Source organism: Parabacteroides goldsteinii (genome assembly GCF_020091425.1).
GTDB lineage: Bacteria > Bacteroidota > Bacteroidia > Bacteroidales > Tannerellaceae > Parabacteroides > Parabacteroides goldsteinii.
In genome coordinates this window covers 6,490,233-6,512,847 of sequence record NZ_CP081906.1, presented here as the reverse complement: position 1 = coordinate 6,512,847, position 22,615 = coordinate 6,490,233, and the positions used below count along the sequence as shown (strand labels likewise).

Genomic DNA, 22,615 nt, shown 5'->3' with positions numbered 1-22,615 from the left:
AAAAAAGAATATTTAATACACTACCTTTATCACCAAAATTATTGCAATCAAAATGATAAATAGTTATTTAAGCCGCCAAATTACGCAAAATTTCCCACATAATCCGACAGAAGACCAGTTTTCTGCATTAAAAACGCTCACGGATTTTCTGCTTTCGGTGGAATCGGACACACTCCTGTTGCTGAAAGGATACGCAGGAACCGGAAAAACGTCGTTGGTCGGTGCCCTGGTTAAGACTCTGAACGAACTGCAACAAAAAACATTTCTGTTGGCTCCAACCGGCAGGGCTGCTAAGGTTTTTTCGAACTATTCGGGGCAAAAGGCTTATACGATCCATAAAAAGATTTACCGCCAGAAAGCGTTCTCCAACGAGCCGACCGGGTTCATGCCTGCTGATAATTTACATAAAGATACGTTATTTATTGTTGATGAAGCATCCATGATTTCCAATGACGGAATCGACTCGATTTCTTTCGGGACGGGACGGCTGCTCGACGACCTGATACAATACGTCTATTCGGGGGAGAACTGCCGCCTGATCCTGATGGGTGACGTGGCCCAGTTGCCGCCTGTCATGCAGACCGAAAGCCCGGCACTCAACCCGGAAATACTCAGAGGATACAACCTGCAAGTACAGGAAATCACTCTGACACAGGTCGTCAGGCAAAGCGGCAATTCGGGCATTCTGCTCAATGCAACCCGTTTGCGGGATGCGCTGCGGAATAACACCGTAGAAATCTATCCTAAACTTCAGTTGAAAGGTTTCGCCGACTTCAGAAAGGTCAACGGGGATGAACTGATCGAGGAAATATCATCGGCCTACAGCCATGACGGGATCGAAGAAACAATGATCATCACACGCTCCAACAAACGAGCCACCATCTACAATAACGGCATCCGCAACCGGATACTGTACCGGGAAGAGGAATTATCGGCCGGCGACCGCTTAATGGTTGCCAAAAACAATTATTACTGGACCAGCGACTGCAAGGAAATGGACTTCATCGCCAACGGCGAAATCGTACAGATACTCCGTGTCAGACGGACAACCGAGCTTTACGGCTTCCGTTTTGCCGATGTGACCGTCCGCTTTCAGGATTACGACCTGGAACTGGATATAAAGATACTGCTCGACACCCTACAGACCGATACCCCTGCCCTGCCGAAAGAGCTAAACGACAAGCTGTTCTTCACCATTCTGGAAGATTATGACGATGTCCCCACCAAGGCCGGAAAGATGAAGAAAATGAAAGCCGATCCGCATTACAATGTAGTACAGGTAAAATATGCCTATGCCATCACCTGCCATAAGGCACAGGGCGGACAATGGATGAATGTCTTCCTCGACATCGGATATATGACGGAAGAAATGCTGGGAGAAGATTTCTACCGGTGGCTGTATACCGCTTTCACCCGTGCCACCCATCGGCTGTATCTGGTTAATTTACCGGATGAATTTGTTGAGTGACAGCACACTTTTTCACATATTAAGTACGTTACATAAATAGAAATAGTTATTTTTGCTGCAATATAAGACAGAGAGGTCGCAAATAGTGCCTTTTGGGACACAACGCCTCTTGCAAATTAAAATAAAGGAATGGCAAATAAAGAAAAAATAGATTATCTGTTACTTGATATCAAGGAACTGGAGACGTTGATAGCCGGTATGCGCGACGCAGAAGTATATCCGGTATCCTTCTTTAGCCAGACATTCAATCTGACACATAAAATACTGAATGACCTTCATTCGCTGGAGACTGCACAGATTGAAATGTTACGTAAACAAATGGAAGCCCATCAGGCATTGATACAGTCACTTCCGAACCCGGTTGCCACCGCGGCACCCGCTCCCGAAGAATACAAACCGGAAGTAAAAGAAGAGCCGGTCGCAGAACCCGTGATCGTCCCGGAGCCAAAGATGGAACCTGTGCAGGAAGTTATCATCGAAAAGACGGAAATCGTCACCGAGCAGTCCGAACCTCCCCATAAATCCGTCACATCGGAAAAGCAAAGTGTTTTCCTGAGTGACATTTTGGAGAAGAAAAACCTGTCCGACTTCCGCAAGGCATTCAGCCTGAACGACCGCTTCCGTTTCCGTCGCGAACTGTTCGGTGGCAATGAAGAGAAAATGAACAAGGCGATTACCGACCTCAACGATATCCATTCGTATGAAGAATCGGTAACCTACCTGAATAACGAACTGAAATGGAACATAGAAGATGAAGCCGTAGCCGACTTCATCAAGCTATTGGAAAAACGATTCCTCTGAAGAATTGAAAATTATGGCAAAGTTAACAGTTGTACCGACTCCCGTAGGAAACCTGGAAGACATGACCTTCCGGGCCATCCGTGTGCTGAAGGAAGCCGACCTGATCCTGGCCGAAGACACCCGCACGACCGGTATTCTGCTGAAACATTTTGAGATACAGAACAAGATGCAGTCGCACCACAAGTTCAACGAACATAAGACTGTGGAGCAGATCGCTTCCCGCATCAAAGGCGGCGAAAACATCGCACTCGTATCCGACGCCGGGACACCGGCCATCTCCGACCCGGGCTTTATGCTCGTCAGGGAATGTGTGCGGCAGGGTGTCGACGTGGAATGTCTGCCGGGAGCAACCGCATTTGTTCCGGCCCTCGTGGCCTCCGGGCTACCGAACGAAAAGTTTTGTTTCGAAGGATTCCTTCCCCAGAAGAAAGGTCGTCAGACCCGCCTGAAGGAGTTGGCCGTCGAATACAGGACGATCATTTTTTACGAATCACCTTTCCGACTGGTAAAGACGCTAACCCAACTAGCCGAATTCTTCGGAACCGACCGACAAGTATCCGTGTCGCGCGAAATATCCAAGCTGCACGAAGAGACCGTCCGCGGAACCCTGGAAGAGGTTATAGCACATTTTACCGTGAACGATCCGAGAGGTGAGATTGTTATTGTATTAGCAGGCTTAAAAGATAAAAAGGAAAAAGAGACAGAAAAAGATGTTTAACTCAAAAAACAAAAAGAACATGAAGAAGTTATTATTAGCTTGTACCTGCGCGACATTGCTGGTTTCCTGCGGACAGAACTCAGCCGAATACAAAAAGCTGAAAGCCGAAAACGATTCTCTGAAAATCGAGAATACGAAAGCGACCAGCGAAATGAATGAGATCCTTTCTACATTAAATGATGTAGAGGCAGACATACAGTCTATCCGCGATGCGGAAAACTATCTGAACCTTCAGCAGCAGACTGGCGGTGAATTCAGCAAAAGCAACCGCGAACAGATCAAGCAGAACATGCAACTGATCAGCGAAACACTGAAAAAGAACAAGGAAACGATCAGCCAGCTGGAAGACAAGCTGAAAAAGAGCGGCATCCAATCGGCTGCCCTGCGGAAGACAATCAGCCGCCTTTCTTCCGAACTGGACCAGAAGGCTACGATGATCGTCGCTTTGCAGGAAGACCTGGCAAAGAAAAATGTACGTATCCAGGAACTGGACGAAATGGTGTCTTCGTTGAACGAAGATGTGGAAAACCTGGCTACAACTGCTGCCGTCCAATCTGAAAAACTAAACGAACAGGACAAGGCGCTCAACACGGCTTACTACTGCTTCGGCACGGCTAAAGAACTGAAAGACCAGAAAATCCTTTCCGGCGGCGGTCTTTTCTCCAAATCAAAAGTATTGCAGAGCGGTTTCAACAAGGACTACTTCATCTCTGTCGACGTTCGTGAAGTAAAGGAAATCCCTTTGTTTGCTGCAAAGGCAAAACTGAAATCCAACCATCCGGAAGGTTCTTACGAATTCGTGAAAGACGAAGACGGCAACCTGACACTGAATATCACAGACCCGAAAACATTCTGGAGCCTGGGCAAATACCTGGTGATCGAAGTAGGATGATGAAATACAAAAACCTCTTTATAGATCTGGACGATACCCTTTGGGATACGTACCATAATAATAAAGAATGCCTCGAAGAGCTTTATACCGATCACCACTTTGACCGGTATTATGCCTCCTTCGAGGCTTTCTTTGCTATCTATTGGCCTCACAACGAGCTGCTTTGGAAACAATACCGTGCGGGAGAGATCGACAGGCAGACGCTTATCATCGACCGCTTCCGTTATATGCTGCGCCCGATGGGCATCGAAGATACCAAGGCGGTACTGGCCGTCAACAATGATTTCCTCAGGCGCACGACCACCAAGACACGGCTGGTTCCCGGCGCGATCGAACTGCTGGAATATCTTCGCCCTTCCTACCGCCTGTATATCCTGTCGAACGGCTTCCGCGAAGTACAGGACAAGAAACTGCGCAACTCCGGCCTGGCGCCTTATTTCAAGCGGATGATCCTGTCGGAAGATGCAGGTATCCAGAAACCGCACAAGGGCATCTTTGACTTTGCCCTGATCAATACCAACTCCCGCCGCAACGAGACGCTGATGATCGGCGACTGCTTCGAGGCCGACATATTCGGTGCCCGTCAATCGCGGATCGACCAGCTCTGGTTCAACCCGCAGGGACTGCCACCCCAGGAGTTTACCCCAACCTATACGGTCAGCAGACTGGAAGAGATAAAAACACTTTTGTAAATAGAATACCTAAAGGGGAGGAAGAGCAGATAATCTAATTGTATTATCAAAATGAACTATCATACTATCATATTATCTTTTAACGCACATGCAATCAACACATTACACCATGACAGTTAGCATTTTCAACTATCATTTAACTGTCATAAACCGTCATAACCTTGTCTTGAAACCTGATACATAACAGTCTTTTTCTGCTAAGTATATTGCTTATTTTCAACAGTATAGTTATTTATGTTGCCTGACACCCGGGTCTCGATAACCTTTACACCCGGGTCTGAGCATCGTCGACATCCGGGTGTAAAACAGGTCGAAACGGGCGTCTTAAAAACAAAAAGCAAGTATTCCCGGAAAATTAGTCTATTGTTTTTGAGAAATTATTAAGCAGGGAAGAGCAATATGAGATGCAGAATACTCTTCTTTACAGTGATTTTTCGGGAGGTAAAAGAGCGATGATTTTGTTAAATATGTATCATATGCCTGGATAAAATGAGGGTATGATAGATGATATGATAGTTGTGGCTTTCAACCATCACACACTAATAGATTAATAATAAGCACATTACATCCATTTATGACAGTATGATAGTTGATTCGCTGAAAAACCTTATTGAAAAAGGTTCAAATATAGAAATAATTGAACCTACTTTTCCCTTGATGGAAAAGTAGGCAAAAGATCAAGGCTACACCTGCTTCGCTACTTCGCATCCTCCGTTCGCTGTCGTCTGTGAACTCGCTGCGCTCAAACAGCACAGCCTCCGGGCGCTCTCTACGGATGCTTCGTTTAACGCTCATCAGCTGAGGCCTTTCATAGAACGCTTTGCGTTCTCTTGGGATTGCTGATACTACCTGTTAAATCCGAAAGTTTTTGTTTTATAAGTATCGGTGTCGACCATCCTAAGAGGAAGCATAGCTTCCTTGGAAAGGCCTAAGCGGGTGAACGTCCGCGTAGGTGAAAGACGGAACGGTTAAGAAAATCCGTTGTTTGAGCGTAGCGAGTTTCGGATTTTCGAGTGGAGTCTTTCACCGGAGCAGTGAAGCCGGTTGAGCCTTGAACTTTTGGTTACTTTTCTTTCAAGAGAAAAGTAACATTCAAAACTGATAAATTTTGAATGAATCCCAATCCCCCAATTTATGATGGAAAGCGGCAAAACCGGACACGTTCCTTATCAGAATTCCGACGTAAAATGGAACCTGATATCCGGGAAATCCTGCTGTGCCATGGTCAGCACATAGCCGGAATCGGCCAGATAGACGTCGCGCCCTTCTTTGTCGAGCGCCATATACTGGGATTTACGTTTCTTGAAATTCTCTAAAGCAACAGGATTGTCACTCTCGATCCAACAGGCTTTGTACAGGCTGATCGGTTCCCATTTACATTGTGCGCCGTATTCATGCAGCAGGCGGTACTGGATAACCTCAAACTGCAACTGCCCTACCGTACCGATAATCTTGCGGCCGTTGAACTGATTGGTGAAAAGCTGTGCCACACCTTCGTCCATCAACTGCTCGATACCTTTGTTCAATTGCTTGGCCTTCATCGGGTCGGCATTTTCAATATATTTGAACATTTCCGGAGAGAAGCTGGGCAATCCCTTGAAATGAAGCTCCTCGCCCGAAGTCAGCGTATCGCCGATCTTGAAATTCCCGGTATCCGGCAAACCGATAATATCGCCGGCAAAAGCCTCGTCCACCGTCTCCTTCTTCTGCGCCATAAAAGCAGTCGGGCTACTGAAACGCAATTGTTTGCCGAAACGGACATGTTTATAAGGAGCGTTACGTTCGAAACGACCGGAACAGATCTTTACGAAAGCGATACAACTACGATGGTTCGGGTCCATATTGGCATGTATCTTAAAGATAAAGCCGGTGAAGCTATCCTCTTCCGGTTCAACCACACGTTCCACCGCCTGAATAGGACGGGGAGACGGGGCAATCTTGATAAAGCAATCCAGCAACTCCTTCACACCGAAGTTGTTCAGGGCAGAGCCGAAAAAGACAGGGGCGATATCCCCTTTCAGATACGTATCCACATCGAACTCCGGATAAACGCCTTCGATCAACTCGATGTCTGCACGCAACTTTTCAGCCAGCGTATCGCCGATATGGTTTTCCAGCTCCGGACTGTTGATATCGTTGAACTCGATCTTTTCCGTCACATACTGTTTGCTCGGCGTATAGAGGTCGAGTTTCTGTTCATATATATTATATACCCCTTTGAAACGCTGTCCCATATCGATCGGCCAGCTCAGAGGGCGTACCTTTATCTGCAATTCTTCTTCTATCTCATCCAGAAGGTCGAAAGGATCTTTACCGTCACGGTCCATCTTGTTGACAAACACGATCACCGGTGTCTTGCGCATACGGCAGACTTCCATCAACTTACGGGTCTGGGCTTCCACACCTTTGGCAATGTCGATTACAATAATTACACTGTCTACGGCTGTTAACGTACGGAAAGTATCTTCGGCAAAGTCCTGGTGACCCGGGGTATCGAGGATATTTACTTTATGATCGTCATAGTCGAAAGCCATCACAGAGGTTGCAACGGAGATTCCACGTTGTTTTTCTATTTCCATCCAGTCGGAGGTCGCCGTCTTCTTGATCTTGTTGGACTTAACAGCTCCTGCCACATGGATCGCGCCACCGAACAACAGCAGTTTTTCCGTCAATGTGGTCTTACCGGCATCCGGGTGGCTGACAATAGCAAACGTTCTTCTTCTTTTAATCTCTTCTGAATACTGACTCATTTTTATATCGTTTATTTTATTTCAAACAGGGTTATGAACAGGGTTTTCAACATACTTATCAACATATCAACAGGGTTATCAACAACCTACAGTTTCTCCATGCAAACGCGGAGACTCTCTTCCCAATGCGGGATGACGATGCCGTATGTTTCTTTTATCTTCTTCTTATTCAATACACTATAAGGAGGACGGACCGCCTTTGTCGGGTAATCTTTCGTTTCGATCGGACGGACGCGGCATTCTATTCCGGCCACCTCAAGGATTTTCACCGTAAAATCATACCAGCTGCAAACACCTTCGTCGGAAAAATGGTAAATCCCCGGCACAAAGGCATCCCGCTCGCCAGAGTCAACCACCGTGAGAATGGCTGCTGCCAGGTCGCCTGCATAAGTCGGTGTCCCGATCTGGTCGAATACGAAACCGAGCTCATCCCGTTCTTTTCCCAGACGGAGCACCGTCTTCACGAAATTATTCCCGAACTCCGAATATAACCAGGCGGTACGGATAATCACCGCATCGGGACAAACTTCCTGTAAAATCTCTTCACCGGCCAATTTAGTCCGGCCGTAAGCCGAAACAGGCCGGGTGGCATCGGTCTCCACATAAGGACGACAGTTTGTTCCACTAAATACATAATCGGTAGAGACGTGAATCATCTTAGCTCCCGCCTCATATGCCGCTTTACCCAGTACACCGACAGCAAAAGTATTGATGCGGCGGCACAGGGCCTCGTCGTCTTCCGCCTTATCGACGGCCGTATAGGCGGCACAGTTCAATATATAGTTCACTCCGTTGTCCTTTACCACCGCCCGCACAGCAGCAGGATCGGTAATGTCCAACGTGTCGACATCCGTAAACAGGAAATTATATCCGGAATATTTGCCGGCTAACAAACGAATCGAATTACCCAGTTGCCCATTGGCACCGGTTACCAGAATTGTTTTCATGTCATTAATCTTCTAATTTCAATTCTCCGTTCATATCTTCACGATACTTTTCGGCAAGGAGGGCCAGAAAAGAACTGATCTGTTTGATCGCTTCCTGCGTTTCCGGACTGACGGTTTTTCCCTGCATACGGAGAAGCAGATAGCCATAGATTGCATTAAAACAGGTCTCCAGTTCAGGTAAGTCCTCTCCCCCGGATTTTGCGCGGAGTTGCACTATATAAGGGAGCGTTTTATAGTAGGCCGCCCCGTAAACCATTTCTTTCGTAGATTTAAGCAGCCGCAGATGCAGGTCGGTCAAGGCAATGATGACATTCTTGTTCAACTGGATATGTCCTTTTTCCTTGACACCTTCGCTACGCATCATCTCAATCAGTTCCTCATACCATCCGGCTATTTCTTCTTTCACATCGTCCGGCTGGTCGTATTGGGCGATCACCGTACGGCGGATCGAATCGATGTCAAACTGGTTGGCACGTATCAGGTCTTCCACCTGCCACATGTATAACAGATACTCGGCTATATTTTCTTTTCTTTTTTGCTTCGCTACAATCATGGTTGCAAAGATACACTATATTCGGATATCGCCCGATAGAAATCAGCATCTTTAACACCTAACTGACGGCAAGCCAGACGTGCAGCATTGAGGTTTGTCAGGAAATAACTGTCCGGGACATGTATCGGGAAATCCCCGTAACGGGTCTGGAGGAACGTCGCCCCGTCTTTCTCGATCACAGGATGTTCGCCGTAAGAGATAGCTGTAATATCCTCGCGCACTTCCTCAGCCAGCTGCTTCACAGCCGGGTCGCCTTCAAAATAGATCAGTTTGCCTTCACGTTCGATCAGGGTCGTGAAGTTCCTGAACGTATCATAATAAGCATCCGGAGTGGGATGGTCGGTATCCGGCGTCCATGACAGATTGGTCAATATCGCGATATGGGGACGGAAAAACTCCAGCTGGAAACGTTTCTCCAAAGCAGACGTAACATGTTCATCACCTTCGATCAGGGCGATGCGTGCTTCATAACTCATATGTACACGATTCGGCAACAAAGGAATCTCGCTGGTCAATGCATAGTCGAAAGCCAGCTTCTGACGTTGAAGGGCACGGATGATCATCGAGATAATTGTTTTCTTTCCGCGGCTTCCCGCAACAACTACCCGTGTCTTCTCTTTGGTCCGCTGAAATATAAATTCAGGTATAGAGAGAATTAATAACCCTAATTCCTTAGCTCTTATCAGTTCCGGATTATCCTGTTTGACAGTGGCACCCAGAACGACAAAATTATTATCCTTTGTTAATCTCTCCGGAAACCAACCGTTCCCATGGCAAGTACAACCGGCAGCGTGCAGCTTTGCTATCACATCTTCTGTTATACCATTGCCGGAAACACTCACATCATATCCCTTCTCATGAATAGCCAAAGCCAGGTCAAGCACAAGAGGTTCGGTTACGGAGATTAAATGAACTTTTCGCATCACTTTGAATTTGTCGCAAATGTACACATTTTCATCAAGCATCAACATATAAGGAATAGAAAAAACATGCTTATCTTTGACACAAAAAAAGTGAAATGGATATACAGATAATCGATACGGGCTACTTTTATGCAGACGGCGGCGCCATGTTCGGAGCGATTCCGAAAACTGCCTGGAGCCGGCGTTACCCCAGCAACGAAACCAACGGCTGCGTCCTGGCAATGAGGAGCCTGCTTGTATCAAACGTTCCTGAAAAAGTGATCCTTATCGACAACGGAGCAGGCACGAAACATCTCCGGCAACTGAGCTATTATAATTTCTTCGACCTGGTCGATCTGGGGGAAGAATTACATAAGCGCGGCATCTCACCCGGACAAGTGACGGACGTCGTCCTCACCCACCTGCATTTTGACCATTGCGGTTATTCAACCTTAAAAAATGAAGAGACGGGAGAAATCTATCCGGCCTTTCCCAACGCAACATACTGGGTCAGCCGCAAGCAATGGGATAATTTCCTACATCCGAACGCACTGGAAAAAGATTCTTACTTCATAGAAAACATGAAGGCGATAGCCGACAACGGGCAACTGCGCCTCATCGATACCGACACGGAACTTTGTCCGGACATCGACCTGCGTCTCTTCGATGGACATACGCCGGGACAGATCGTACCATATATCCATACTCCCGAACAAACTTTCGTCTTTGCCGGAGATGTGATTCCCCTGGCAGCCAGTGTTTCACCGGAGTGGATTTCGGCTTACGATACCTTCCCGGTCACTTCTTATCAGGAAAAAGTCCGCATGCTGGAAAAAGCCGCCAGGGAAGGTCAAGTCCTTATTTACTGTCATGATGCTTATACCAGATGCAGTACGGTAAAGAAAGTCAACGACTTTTTCAAGAAAGATAAAACGATAGAAATATAGTAAGTTTACCGATTACCATCCGGATTCATTTCAGAAATAAAATAAATCACTATCTTTGGAAACAATCTGTTACAGATCATAAGATATATGAAAAAGACATTATCATTTATAACTTTTAATAACGCATGAATAAACTAAGCAAACTAACGCTGTTGTGTGCAGCTTTTGCCGGAATGATGGCATGTTCCGATGGTAAAATCGCGAAAGGCGATTACGGCATCATCCCTCTTCCGCAGGAAGTTTCCATGGTCAATGGAAGCTCTTTTGTGTTAACGCCTTCTACTTCCATCATTTACCCGGAAGGGAATGACTTACTGAAACAGGCTGGCGAGTTCCTGGCTTCTTATATTAAGGAAGCAACCGGCTATGCTCCGAAAGTAGGGACCGACAAGAGTTCCAAGCCGATCCATCTGTCGGTCGATAAAAGCATCTCCAACCCCGAGGGTTACCGGCTGACCGTTACTCCGGAAGGAATCGAGATTGCTGGTGCGAGCGAAGCCGGCGTATTCTACGGCGTACAGACTTTACGCAAATCGATTCCCGCAGTGGCCGAAGGGATGAATATCGAACTCCCGGCCGTAACGATCAACGACTATCCCCGTTTCGCTTATCGCGGAATGCATCTGGATGTGTCGCGCCACTTCTTCCCGGCTGATTCTATTAAGAAATACATCGACATATTGGCATTGCACAATATGAACACGTTACATTGGCATCTGACAGACGACCAGGGATGGCGTATCGAGATCAAGAAATATCCGGAACTGACGACAATCGGTTCCCAACGCAAAGAAACAGTGATCGGACGTAACTCCGGCGAATATGACGGCAAGCCTTACGGCGGTTTCTATACTCAGGACGAAATCCGCGACGTCATTGCCTACGCCAAAGAACGTTTCGTCACAATCATCCCCGAGATCGACCTGCCCGGACACCAGCAAGCTGCGTTGGCGGCTTATCCGGACCTGGGTTGTACAGGCGGCCCGTATGAAGTATGGACACAATGGGGCATTTCCGACGATGTGATCTGTGCCGGCAACGACAAGGCAATGCAGTTCCTGGAAGATGTGTTGTCAGAGGTGATCGACCTGTTCCCGTCCGAATATATCCATATCGGAGGCGATGAATGTCCGAAAGTACGCTGGAAAACCTGTCCGAAATGCCAGGCACGCATCAAAGCGGAAGGCATCAAGGGAGACCAGAAACACAGCGCCGAAGAATATCTGCAAAGCTACGTGATCTCACGCATGGAAAAATTTGTGGAAAGCAAAGGACGCCATATCATCGGCTGGGATGAAATCCTGGAAGGCGGACTGGCTCCGAATGCGACGGTAATGAGCTGGCGTGGTGTAGACGGCGGTATCGAGGCAGCCAAACAACATCACAATGTGATCATGACACCGAACACGTACCTTTATTTCGACTATTACCAATCTACCGACACAGGAAACGAACCGCTGGCTATCGGTGGTTACCTGCCGCTGGAACGGGTTTATTCACTGGAACCGACTGCCGGTATTCCTGACGAATATAAGAAATATGTAATCGGCGTACAAGCTAACCTTTGGACAGAATATATCCCGACATTCTCACAGGTTGAATACATGGTTATGCCGCGTATGGCAGCCCTTGCCGAAGTGCAGTGGACCGACCCGAGCAAGAAAGAATACCAGAGTTTCCTACCCCGCCTGGTCCGTATGACAAAACTGTATGACCGCCTGGGTTACAACTATGCCAAGAATATCTTTGACATTCACGCAGAATTCACCACCGATACGGAGAACAGCGAAGTCGTCGTAACTCTCTCTACCCTGGGTGACGGTGATATCTACTACACACTCGACGGCAGTGAACCGACAAGCGCAAGCAATAAATATGAAGCTCCCGTAAAGATCAAGGAAAACGCAACCATAAAAGCCGTTGTCGTTCGTCCGACAGGCAACAGCCGCGTATTCTCTGAAAAAATCAATTTCAGCAAATCGACGGCAAAACCCGTTACTTTGCGTGTAGCTCCGAGTAAAGGATACGATTTCAAAGGTGGTCCTGAAATGACGGACGGCCTGACCGGTGATACAAATTACAAAACCGGCCGTTGGCTGGGCTTCCAGGGAAAAGACCTGGATGCGGCGATCGACCTGAAACAGCCGGTCGAAATCAGCAAGGTGGCTTTCAATACCAATGTGGTTAAAGGCGACTGGATCATGGGGGCTGCCGGAGTTACCGTAAAGGTATCCGAAGACGGTAAGAACTTCAGGGAAGTGGTATCCAAAACAATCCCGTCCCTGAAACAAACCGATAAGGATGGCATCTATCCGCAGGAAATTACCTTTGATCCGGTAAAAGCCCGTTACGTGGAAGTGATCATCAAAAGTGACAAACTGCCGGCATGGCATGGCGGCGCAGGTAATCCGGCCTATCTGTTCGTAGACGAAATTATTATTCAATAGGGTAAAACATCAACACAAAAGCCGTCTAAAAGACTTACCTCTTTCCGACAGTAAGTCTTTCAGACGGCTTTTTTACTTCAAATTATACAGGCTTTATGCGAAAAGCAATCATCATGCTAAGCCTTTTCCTCTGCCATTTCACACTAGTATACGGTAATAATCAAGGCAAGCAGGAATACATTCTTGTTCTGAACTCCGTTAATTACGACGAAGTCTGGACGAACGGAGTCTATCAATCTATCTACAACACCTTTAATGGCTCGCAATATGCAATCCGCACAGAAGAACTGATGGTTCCTACCATCGCGAACGCGGATGAAGCCGAAGCCAAAAGAAACTCCTTACTGGAAAAATATCCCATACGCCCCAAAGTAGTTGTCTTTATAGGCGATCCCGGATGGATAGTATACCGTTCCTTATTCGACAGTGAATGGAAAGAGGTCCCTGTCTTAATCTGCTATTCACGCAAAACCATGCCAGGTTGCATCGAAAATCTTCTTTCCCGGAATATATCGGACAAAGAACTTGTCCCTGCCAGCCAGATGTTGAAAGGCTATAATATAACAACCTTATATCAACCTTTCTATATGAAAGAGACGATTGAACTCATGCAACGTATTCAACCGGAGATAAAAAATATTGCTTTCATATCCGATAATCGCTATATCAGCCTGTGTGCACAAAAAGAAGTGGAACAAGCAATGGCTGACTATTATCCGTCACTGAAGTTAGATATTCTCACTACAACCCGGCTTTCAACCGAACAGTTGCTGGACACAATATCACGTTACAATAAAGAAACCGGAATATTGTATTACTCCTGGTTCTCTAAACAGGTTCAAGAAAATAATTACCTGAATGACAACATACAACGAATCGTTTACGGCTTTGCCCATAATCCGGTATTTACCGTTGCCGACCTACAAGCGGAAAACGGGAACTTTGCTGGAGGTCATTATATCTCGCTACCCGACTTTAGCGAGGAGGTTATTCATACTTTACAGCAAATAGTAGACGGCACTCCGGCTCGTGATATCCAGCCGCACAACGGAGGTGAACCACAAACCTACCTGAACTACCGGCATTTGAAACTACATAATACCGACAGCAATCTCTATCCTCGCAATGCGGTCTATTATCAGCGTCCTCCGAGTTTCTATGAACAGAACAAACTGGCTATTATCTGTATCATCGCACTTGCTTGTGCCATAGTCATAATCCTGGTGATGAGACTCCGGTTTTACTGGCAAGTACAACAGGAGATACGCGAACGCGAAAAAGCCGAAGAAGCCAACCGCCTCAAATCGGCCTTCCTGGCAAACATGAGCCATGAGATACGTACCCCGCTGAATGCGATCGTCGGCTTCTCCACCCTGTTAGCCAATGAAGAAAATCTGGAAGAAAGGCAAGAATTCATCAAGATCATCGAGAACAACAATGAGTTATTGCTCCAACTGATCAACGACATACTGGACCTCTCCAAAATTGAGGCAGGAACCCTGGAGTTCATCTACTCGGACGTAGACGTGAATTCTTTACTGACGGAGATAGAACAAAGCAGCCGCATCCGTAACCGGCATCCGGAAATCCAAATCTCTTTCGAAGAACGTCTGCCACAATGCATCATCCATACGGAACGAAATCGTCTGACCCAGGTCATAAACAACCTGCTGACCAACTCAATGAAGTTTACAATCCGGGGAAGTATCCGCTTCGGTTATCGACAGGAAGGCAACAGGCTGCGTTTCTATGTAAAAGACACCGGATGCGGCATCCCTGCGGATAAGATAGATTCAGTCTTCGGACGTTTCGTCAAACTGAACAACTTCCAGCAAGGGACCGGCCTCGGCCTCTCCATCTGCAAAACCATCGTAGAAAAGCTCGGCGGAGAGATAGGTGTCGAGTCGAAAGAAGGGGTAGGGACTTTATTCTGGTTCACTATTAAGGTTGAATAAAGTTCTTCTTTCATTTCTTACAATACATTTCAGGATTTCAAAAGCATAGGTCTCCCTGTCAAAAAAATAAATACCTTTGCAGGAAACATCAAATTTTATTCGCCATGAAAAGAAACCTATTGCTTCTGGCAGCTATCTGTTCCTGCTATCATCTCTTCGCTGAGGAGGTCATAGTCAAGCAATTCAGATATGCCGGCCCGTATGAAGTGAAAAAGCCGTTCCTGAAAGACAGCCTCGACGTAAACAGTAAGAAATTCACCGAAAAAGAATTATTGAAAACAGCCGTTCCGTTTAGCAATGTACGTCAAAGTACACAATTGCTGGAAGCAAATGCCGACGGAGAAAGTACACTTCCGGCCGGCAACCAGTCTTCTTATATCGGACTGGCCTCTTTCTATCTGAACAGCGACCGGTATGTAAAAGGGACTTTGCAGGTTAAAGGCCCGGAAACATACGAGGTCTATGTAAATAACGAAAAACAAACAGCCCCCGACGGAAAGGTTTCCCTGTCACTGGAACCTCATCGTTACGAAATCGTTATCAAATATTTAGCCGAAAGCGATAAAGCCGGCACCCTGAAAGTTTCGTTCGATACGGAAAAAGAGGCTGTTATCACGGCTACCACCGATCCGGAAAAAAGATATACGATCAGCGACGTGTTCGACGGAACACGTTTCCGCTCCGTCAGCCTCTCCCCCAACGGAAAATATCTGCTTACCTCCTATCAGACTACTTATCCCGGCGGACAGACCGCATATTTTCAGCAGATTACCGATAAAACCAACGGACAGGTACTGATGGAAAGCAGTACGAACAATTTCAGCTGGATGCCCCAAAGCAACCGTCTTTATTATACCCGTAAAGGATTACAGGGAAAAGAACTGGTGACCGTCGATCCGGTAACAAAAGCCGAAACAATCCTCTCCCAGAATTTGCCCGATGGCTGGTTCAGTATTGCCCCGACAGAAGATTTTCTGATCTTCACGATCTCCGAGAAAGGGCCGGAAAAAGACAAAGACATGGAAGAAATACTCGTGCCCGACGACCGTCAGCCGGGATGGCGCAACCGTTCCTTCCTACACAAATATGACCTGGCAACGGGTGTTCTCGAACGCCTCACTTACGGCCACAATTCCACTTCGCTTAACGACATTTCGAAAGATGGCCGTTATCTGCTGTTCACCAGCAGCCGGCGCGAACTGACGAAGCGTCCGTTCAGCACAAAAATCCTTTACCGGATGGATTTGCAGAACAGGCAGGTTGATACACTCCTGGAAGATCCGTTCATCAACTATGCCAGTTTTTCACCGGACGGAAAGCAACTGGCTGTTTCCGGTTCGGGAGAAGCATTTAACAAGATTGGCTTGAATATTGCTCCGGGACAAACATCCAACCTGGCTGACGGACAGTTGTTCATCTACGACCTCTCCAATAAGCAGGCGACAGCCGTAAGCAAGGATTTTAATCCGTCTATCCAATCATTTACATGGAATACCGGAGATAAACAAATCTACCTGCAAGGAGAAGACAAAGACTGTGTCCGCCTGTATACGCTCAACCCAGCAAACGGAAAGATCAGTCCGGTTCCACTGAAAGAAGATATATTATCGGATTTCACAATTGCTGAAAATACCCCCGAACTTGTTTATTTCGGCGAAAGTGCCTCCAACTCACAACGACTCTACTCCATGAATCTGAAAAAGAAAGAGAAAGAGTCTGTCTGCCTGAAAGACTTGTCCAAAGACATTCTGAAAGATATTACCCTGGGCGAAGTACACGACTGGAATTTCCAGGCGGCTGCCGGAGATACAATCTACGGACGTTACTATCTGCCGCCGCATTTCGACCCAAGCAAGAAATATCCGCTGATCGTTAATTATTACGGCGGGACAAGTCCGACGGAACGCTCACTCGAAAACCGTTATCCGTCGCATACCTATGCTGCACTGGGATATGTGGTTTATATCATACAACCCAGCGGTGCCACCGGTTTCGGACAGGAATTTTCCGCACGCCACGTCAATGCCTGGGGAAAACGTACGGGAGACGAGATCATCGAAGGAACAAAAAAGTTTTGTGAAGAACACAGTTTCGTGGATGCCAAAAAGATCGGCTGCATCGGCGCCTCTTACGGCGGCTTTATGACACAGTACCTGCAAACTAAAACCGATATCTTCGCCGCCGCCATCTCACATGCCGGTATCAGCGATATTACCAGTTATTGGGGAGAAGGTTACTGGGGATATTCTTACAGTGCACTGGCTACCGCCAACAGTTACCCCTGGAATGCACGGGATATCTATGTAGAACAAAGCCCCTTGTTCCATGCCAACAAGATCAACACGCCGATCCTGTTCCTGCACGGCTCCGTCGATACAAACGTACCTGTAGGAGAAAGTATCCAGATGTTCACTGCCCTGAAACTACTCGGCAAGCCGACAGCCTTCATACAGGTAAACGGACAAAATCATCAGATACTGGATTATAAGAAACGGGCGGAATGGAACAAAACCATCTATGCCTGGTTCGCCAAATATCTGAAAGAGCAGCCGGAATGGTGGGAAGCTCTCTATCCGCCAAAAAGTCTGTAAAAGAATTGCGTCGGGATGCGACGCAACGTTACATCGACATGCAGTGCAACGTTACATCGACAGCTGATGTAACGTTACATTGACAGCTGATGCAACGTTACATCGAACCCCGATGCAAATAACACATATTTCATCAGCACTAACGATTTCAGAATCCATACTTTTTTATCAGCTCATCACAAAAAGAGAAGGCCTGTTGCCATGCATAGGCATGTTCGGATTTTTCAATAAGCAATAAACTGAGTATTTCCCGGGATTTGCGAAGATCAGAACCGTTCAATGCTTTATGAGCCATCAGTTCCTTTTTCCCAGGAAAACTATCGGGTATAGACATTTCCAGCATCCGATAATAGACTACCACTAACACAGCACGTTGCGATTGCCCCAGTAGTTCTTTCGATTTTTGACCACACTCATCGAGTGCCTTAAAATATACGGCATTCAAATACTCAACCGATTCGGCATATTCACCCTGTAAAGCAAGGATTCTGAAAATACCCAGTCGGGCACACTGCACATTATCAGATGATACCGACAAGTCTGCTACACGTTCAAAACCTTCTTTTGCCTCTTCCTGAGAGAGAACACTTTCTATAATCGGGATTTTTATTCCTTGTATTTTCACCCATTCATAGTAAGACATGCCAACCAAACAACGATGGAAAAGCCGGTTAAGTTCCGGTCCTTCTTCCATAGCGGACGCATAGCGATCGGCCTCAACAAACTTTCTCTTCAAAATAGAATCGTGGACCATCGATTTGCAAAACTCCAGGGATAAATCCCCTGTATTGTTCTTGTTCTTCCATTCATTATACGGAGCGCTCCAACCGGAGAGAAAAGGCATTTCTTCTTCTTCAAAGTCATCCAACTCCTTGCCAATCTCATCAGTCGCAAGTACTTCAAATGATTCGGGAACAGCCAGCATTTCAAGTAACGCCCGGATTCGCTCCGGTTCCGGCGCATCCTCCTCGTCCATCCCCGCCATCTGACAGAATAAGGGGAAAAAGGCATACCAAAATCCCAGCGTATCAGCGGCATTAGCATAATTATCATCTTCTTTATCTCCCCCGGCGAGCACCTTTGAAGCCAGTGGGATGATAAGTTCGGCCAGTTCCAAAGGATCGAGTTCACGAAGTTCGGTCTTTGCCGATTCCGGAAGGATGCCAAGATCGATCAGTTTCGTCCACAGCAACGATCCTGCGGTGACACAGCAACGACCCGAACGGTGGTCGAAATAAGTTCCGTCACTCAAAAAACCACCTTCTCCGTTGAGTTTCAGGGCTGCACTACGTTCCGGCTCGGGTAATTGCTCCGGAGGCAGAAGGAAGAGATAACCGAGTTTTTCCAGTTCTTCCCGTACCCGCAGGACAGTATATCCACAATCCAGTTGATTCTGGAGCTGGTAAAGATTGAAACAAATGTTTCGGGCTAAAGGAGGGATAGGAGAAGCGGTGGCAACTGTTATCACAGAACTTTCCACCAGACTTTCAATTTCATGCATCGACATAATTGTATAGATTAGAATGAATCTTGCAAAGATAGCAATACCCGGATATAAACCGACATAGAAACGCTTCTGAATCGATTTATACCCGGGTATTATTTTTTATGCCTTCCGGAAAGTTCTGCGGCTTATAACATTCCCCGCATCCGGTCTTCGAAAGCTGTCAGGGCTGCTTTGGCCCCTTCGCCCATCGAAATAATGATCTGTTTATAAGGGACAGTCGATACGTCGCCGGCCGCATAGATACCCGGAACGCTTGTACGACAATGGCTATCGATCACGATCTCACCCTGACGATTCGTATCTACCACCTCACGGAACGGACCGCTGTTGGCTGCCAGGCCGATCTGGACAAAGATGCCATCCAGTTCGATGTTGCGGACTTCCTCTGTCTTACGGTCCTTTATACGGATACCGGTCACTTTTTCACCGTTACCCAGTACCTCCATCGTCTGGGAATGCATAAAGATCTCCACGTTCGGAAGGCTTCTTGCCTTATCCTGCAAGACCTGATCCGCTTTCAACTCATCGGCAAATTCGAGAAGCGTCACTTTTGAACAGATACCAGCCAGGTCGATAGCCGCTTCAACGCCTGAATTTCCGCCGCCTACAACAGCCACATGCTTGCCTTTATAGAACGGACCGTCGCAATGCGGACAGAAAGCGACACCGCGTCCGATATATTCGGATTCTCCGGGGACATTCAACCTACGCCAGCTAGCTCCGGTTGCTACGATAACGGCCGGGGCTATCAGTTTTTCGCCGGTAGAGGTTGTCAAGAGCTTTTCGCGTCCTTCGACTTCCACCTTCTCGATACGGCGGTGTTCAAGGATATCGATCGGATAATCTTTCATATGCGACATCAGGTCGAGAGCCAGCTGCTGCCCCGTCGTCTGCGAAACAGAAATCATATTCTCGATACCGACAGTTTCCTTCACCTGTCCGCCGATACGGTCGGCCACAACAGCCACCGCCAAACCTTTACGGGCAGTATAGATAGCTGCCGCACTTCCGGCAGGACCTCCGCCGACGATGATAACATCGTAGTTCTTTTCTACCACCGGCAGGTTCTCCTCTTTCACGCCATACTGCGCTTCGAGTTTGCCAAGCAGTTCGCCAAAGTCTCCACGCCCTACATGGATCAGTTTGCCATCGGCAAATACGGAAGGAACTCCCTGCACTTTCATGGCAGCAACCTCTTCCTGGTTGATCGCACCGTCCACCATTTCGTGAGAGATTTCCGGGTTCAGCGTAGCCATGGCATTCAAAGCCTGTACAACGTCAGGACAGTTGGTACAGGTCAAAGAAACATATGTAGTCAGTTTGACCGGGCCATTCAGGGCCTTCACACGGTTACAAATACTTTCGTCGGGAATATTTTTGCCTTTGCCGTCGCTGTTCAGGATAGCCAGCAGCAACGAAGTAAATTCGTGTCCGTTGGGAACGCCCCGGAATTTAATACCGGTTTTTTCCCCGTTTTTCAGCAGAGAGAACTCCAGGCCTTCGCCGTCTGCCACCTGTACGGTGATCTTATCGGAACAGGAAGCCACATCGTTCAGCAATTCCAATAATTCCTTCCTGCTTTCATGTTCAGGAGAAACTTGTATATCAAATATATATTCGTTCGTCAATCCGCTAAAGATACCGGACAACTGATTTCTCATTGATGAATCTAACATAGTTGAATCCTTTATTTTAATTATGAATAGAACAACTGATATTTGTTTAGATAAAAAAGGCCGACAATATGTTGCCGGCCTCCAGTTTTACTATTAGATCTTACCGACCAGATCGATGCTCGGTTTCAATGTTTCGCCACCTTTTTTCCATTTGGCGGGGCAAACTTCGCTCGGATGTTCGGCGATGAACTGAGCTGCTTCTACTTTACGAAGCAGTTCGTCGGCGTTACGGCCGATACCGTTATCGTTGATTTCTGCCAGTTTAATCTTTCCTTCCGGATTTACCAGGAATGTACCGCGGTAAGCCATACCGTCTTCTTCAATCATTACACCGAATGCACGGCTCAATACGCCTGTCGGGTCTGCCAACATCGGGTATTTGATCTTACGAATCGTTTCAGAAGCATCGTGCCATGCTTTGTGTACGAAGTGTGAATCTGTACTTACAGAATAAACTTCTACACCCATTGCCTGAAACTGGTCATATTTGTCAGCCATATCTACCAACTCGGTCGGACAAACAAATGTAAAGTCAGCCGGGTAGAAAAAGAAAATCGCCCATTTGCCTTTGATGTCGTCGCTGCTTACAGTTTTGAAACTACCGTTGTGGTATGCCTGAACTTTAAACTCGGGTGCTTGTGAATTGATAATAGGTTCCATAGAATTTTTATTTTAATCGTTATTACTATTTTGTTTTTGTTACTGGTGCAAAGATAAGTTGCCGATTCGAGGTAAGAACAAAAAATCCAATCGAAAGGTTTTATGCAGTCATAGACAAAATCTTTGAGTATCAGTAAATCAGGTTTATAATATACTTGTTTCAGTCTGAGCAACAGCGCCCATCGCACTTGAATCCCGACGTTTCAAATTCGAGCGTAGCATGCTGGATTCCCACATGCTGAAGGTCGTGTTTTATCTCCTGTTTGATACGTTCCATTTCTGAAATATCCGCAACGGAAACATGGGCGGTAAGTGCCGTTTCGGTCGTACTGATCGCCCAGATATGGAGATGATGGACGCCTTCAACGCCTTCGACCGAATGTATCGTCTTTTCCACCTTATCGATGTCCGTTCCCGCCGGCACACCGTCCAGAGAGAGACGGATACTGTCGCGCAGCAGTCCCCAGGTAGAAACAATGATAACGATCGCAATCAACAGGCCGATAATCGGGTCGATGATATACCATCCGGTATGGGCAATAACAATTCCGGAGACAACCACGCCGACCGATACCAGTGCATCGGCAGCCATATGTAAGTAAGCACCTTTCACATTCAAGTCTTTATCCTTATCCTTCATAAAAAGCCATGCCGTAAGTGCATTTATAACGACTCCGATACCTGCCACCCAAGCGATCGCATCACCCTCGACCGGACGCGGATGCAGCAGTTTTCCTATACTTTCAGCAATAATAATCCCGACGGCCACCAAGAGGATGACCGCATTCAGAAGGGATACGAGTACAGTGCTTTTCTTATATCCATAGGTATAGCTGCAAGTCGGGTGCACCTTAGCCAGCCGGAAAGCCAGCATAGCCAGTACCAGGCTGGCCACATCTCCCAGGTTATGCCCTGCGTCCGACAGAAGTCCTAATGAATTATACCAGAAGCCAGCCGTAAATTCGGCTACGACAAAAGCCAGGTTCAGGGAGATACCTATAATGAAAGCCTTGTTCAAAGAGGTTATTTCGTGGTGGTGATGATCGTGATGATGTTGTTCCATATTCATTCCTACTTTTATTTGAGTAACAATATGGGACAAAACTATG

General features: G+C 46.9%; 18 protein-coding genes. 9 read left to right on the top strand and 9 right to left on the bottom strand.

The window, feature by feature from the left end; genetic code table 11:
- Positions 1–52 precede the first annotated feature (52 nt).
- The 5 genes from K6V26_RS26670 to K6V26_RS26650 all read left to right on the top strand — a co-directional run bounded on the left by K6V26_RS26670 (position 53) and on the right by K6V26_RS26650 (position 4,571).
- Positions 53–1,468, top strand: coding sequence for an ATP-dependent DNA helicase (locus tag K6V26_RS26670; RefSeq protein WP_224264307.1), 1,416 nt, complete (start codon positions 53–55; stop codon positions 1,466–1,468).
- Between the two features lie 129 nt (positions 1,469–1,597).
- Complete coding sequence (locus K6V26_RS26665; RefSeq protein ID WP_224264306.1) at positions 1,598–2,269, top strand: hypothetical protein; 672 nt, start codon at positions 1,598–1,600, stop codon at positions 2,267–2,269.
- A gap of 13 nt (positions 2,270–2,282) precedes the next feature.
- Entirely contained in the window at positions 2,283–2,987 is a 705-nt protein-coding gene (gene rsmI / locus K6V26_RS26660) for a 16S rRNA (cytidine(1402)-2'-O)-methyltransferase (protein WP_009859710.1), read from the top strand.
- Positions 2,988–3,006: 19 nt separating this feature from the next.
- A complete protein-coding gene (locus K6V26_RS26655; RefSeq protein ID WP_009859711.1) occupies positions 3,007–3,879 on the top strand; it encodes a Cbp1 family collagen-binding glycoprotein adhesin in 873 nt (290 codons plus the stop codon).
- Positions 3,879–4,571 carry a YjjG family noncanonical pyrimidine nucleotidase gene (locus K6V26_RS26650; protein ID WP_198287247.1) on the top strand — a complete coding sequence of 231 codons (693 nt, stop codon included), beginning with the start codon at positions 3,879–3,881 and terminating at the stop codon, positions 4,569–4,571. Before K6V26_RS26655 ends, K6V26_RS26650 begins: the two co-directional genes overlap by 1 nt.
- Before the next feature lie 621 nt (positions 4,572–5,192).
- On the opposite strand, the gene K6V26_RS26645 is transcribed toward K6V26_RS26650, so the two are convergent.
- The 5 genes from K6V26_RS26645 to K6V26_RS26625 form a co-directional block, all read right to left on the bottom strand.
- A complete protein-coding gene (locus K6V26_RS26645; protein ID WP_224264305.1) occupies positions 5,193–5,366 on the bottom strand; it encodes a hypothetical protein in 174 nt (57 codons plus the stop codon).
- 374 nt (positions 5,367–5,740) lie between these two features.
- Positions 5,741–7,321, bottom strand: coding sequence for a peptide chain release factor 3 (locus K6V26_RS26640; protein ID WP_010800643.1), 1,581 nt, complete (start codon positions 7,319–7,321; stop codon positions 5,741–5,743).
- Between the two features lie 86 nt (positions 7,322–7,407).
- The gene (rfbD, locus tag K6V26_RS26635; protein ID WP_224264304.1) at positions 7,408–8,268 is read right to left on the bottom strand and encodes a dTDP-4-dehydrorhamnose reductase; all 861 of its coding nucleotides are present in this window, start codon (positions 8,266–8,268) and stop codon (positions 7,408–7,410) included.
- 4 nt (positions 8,269–8,272) lie between these two features.
- Positions 8,273–8,821 (bottom strand): DUF4924 family protein, encoded by a 549-nt coding sequence (locus K6V26_RS26630; RefSeq protein ID WP_010800645.1) that lies wholly within the window; start codon positions 8,819–8,821, stop codon positions 8,273–8,275.
- Positions 8,818–9,744, bottom strand: coding sequence for a Mur ligase family protein (locus tag K6V26_RS26625; RefSeq protein WP_046146539.1), 927 nt, complete (start codon positions 9,742–9,744; stop codon positions 8,818–8,820). Before K6V26_RS26625 ends, K6V26_RS26630 begins: the two co-directional genes overlap by 4 nt.
- 95 nt (positions 9,745–9,839) lie before the next feature.
- Between K6V26_RS26625 and K6V26_RS26620 the strand changes: the two genes are divergently transcribed.
- From K6V26_RS26620 to K6V26_RS26605, 4 genes are all read left to right on the top strand, one after another.
- Positions 9,840–10,670 (top strand): MBL fold metallo-hydrolase, encoded by an 831-nt coding sequence (locus K6V26_RS26620; protein WP_122328822.1) that lies wholly within the window; start codon positions 9,840–9,842, stop codon positions 10,668–10,670.
- A 125-nt stretch (positions 10,671–10,795) separates the two neighbouring features.
- Positions 10,796–13,117, top strand: a complete 2,322-nt coding sequence (locus K6V26_RS26615) for a glycoside hydrolase family 20 protein (RefSeq protein ID WP_224264302.1) — start codon at positions 10,796–10,798, stop codon at positions 13,115–13,117.
- Between the two features lie 95 nt (positions 13,118–13,212).
- Positions 13,213–15,072: a sensor histidine kinase gene (locus K6V26_RS26610; protein WP_195586832.1), complete on the top strand. Its 1,860-nt coding sequence runs from the start codon at positions 13,213–13,215 to the stop codon at positions 15,070–15,072.
- A gap of 104 nt (positions 15,073–15,176) precedes the next feature.
- The gene (locus K6V26_RS26605) at positions 15,177–17,663 is read left to right on the top strand and encodes an alpha/beta hydrolase family protein (protein WP_224264301.1); all 2,487 of its coding nucleotides are present in this window, start codon (positions 15,177–15,179) and stop codon (positions 17,661–17,663) included.
- Between the two features lie 148 nt (positions 17,664–17,811).
- On the opposite strand, the gene K6V26_RS26600 is transcribed toward K6V26_RS26605, so the two are convergent.
- From K6V26_RS26600 to K6V26_RS26585, 4 genes are all read right to left on the bottom strand, one after another.
- The gene (locus tag K6V26_RS26600; RefSeq protein ID WP_224264300.1) at positions 17,812–19,170 is read right to left on the bottom strand and encodes a hypothetical protein; all 1,359 of its coding nucleotides are present in this window, start codon (positions 19,168–19,170) and stop codon (positions 17,812–17,814) included.
- A 125-nt stretch (positions 19,171–19,295) separates the two neighbouring features.
- Positions 19,296–20,846 (bottom strand): alkyl hydroperoxide reductase subunit F, encoded by a 1,551-nt coding sequence (ahpF, locus tag K6V26_RS26595; RefSeq protein ID WP_122328818.1) that lies wholly within the window; start codon positions 20,844–20,846, stop codon positions 19,296–19,298.
- Between the two features lie 93 nt (positions 20,847–20,939).
- Positions 20,940–21,506, bottom strand: coding sequence for an alkyl hydroperoxide reductase subunit C (gene ahpC / locus K6V26_RS26590; protein ID WP_009859723.1), 567 nt, complete (start codon positions 21,504–21,506; stop codon positions 20,940–20,942).
- A 160-nt stretch (positions 21,507–21,666) separates the two neighbouring features.
- A complete protein-coding gene (locus K6V26_RS26585; RefSeq protein WP_186960217.1) occupies positions 21,667–22,569 on the bottom strand; it encodes a cation diffusion facilitator family transporter in 903 nt (300 codons plus the stop codon).
- Positions 22,570–22,615 lie beyond the last annotated feature (46 nt).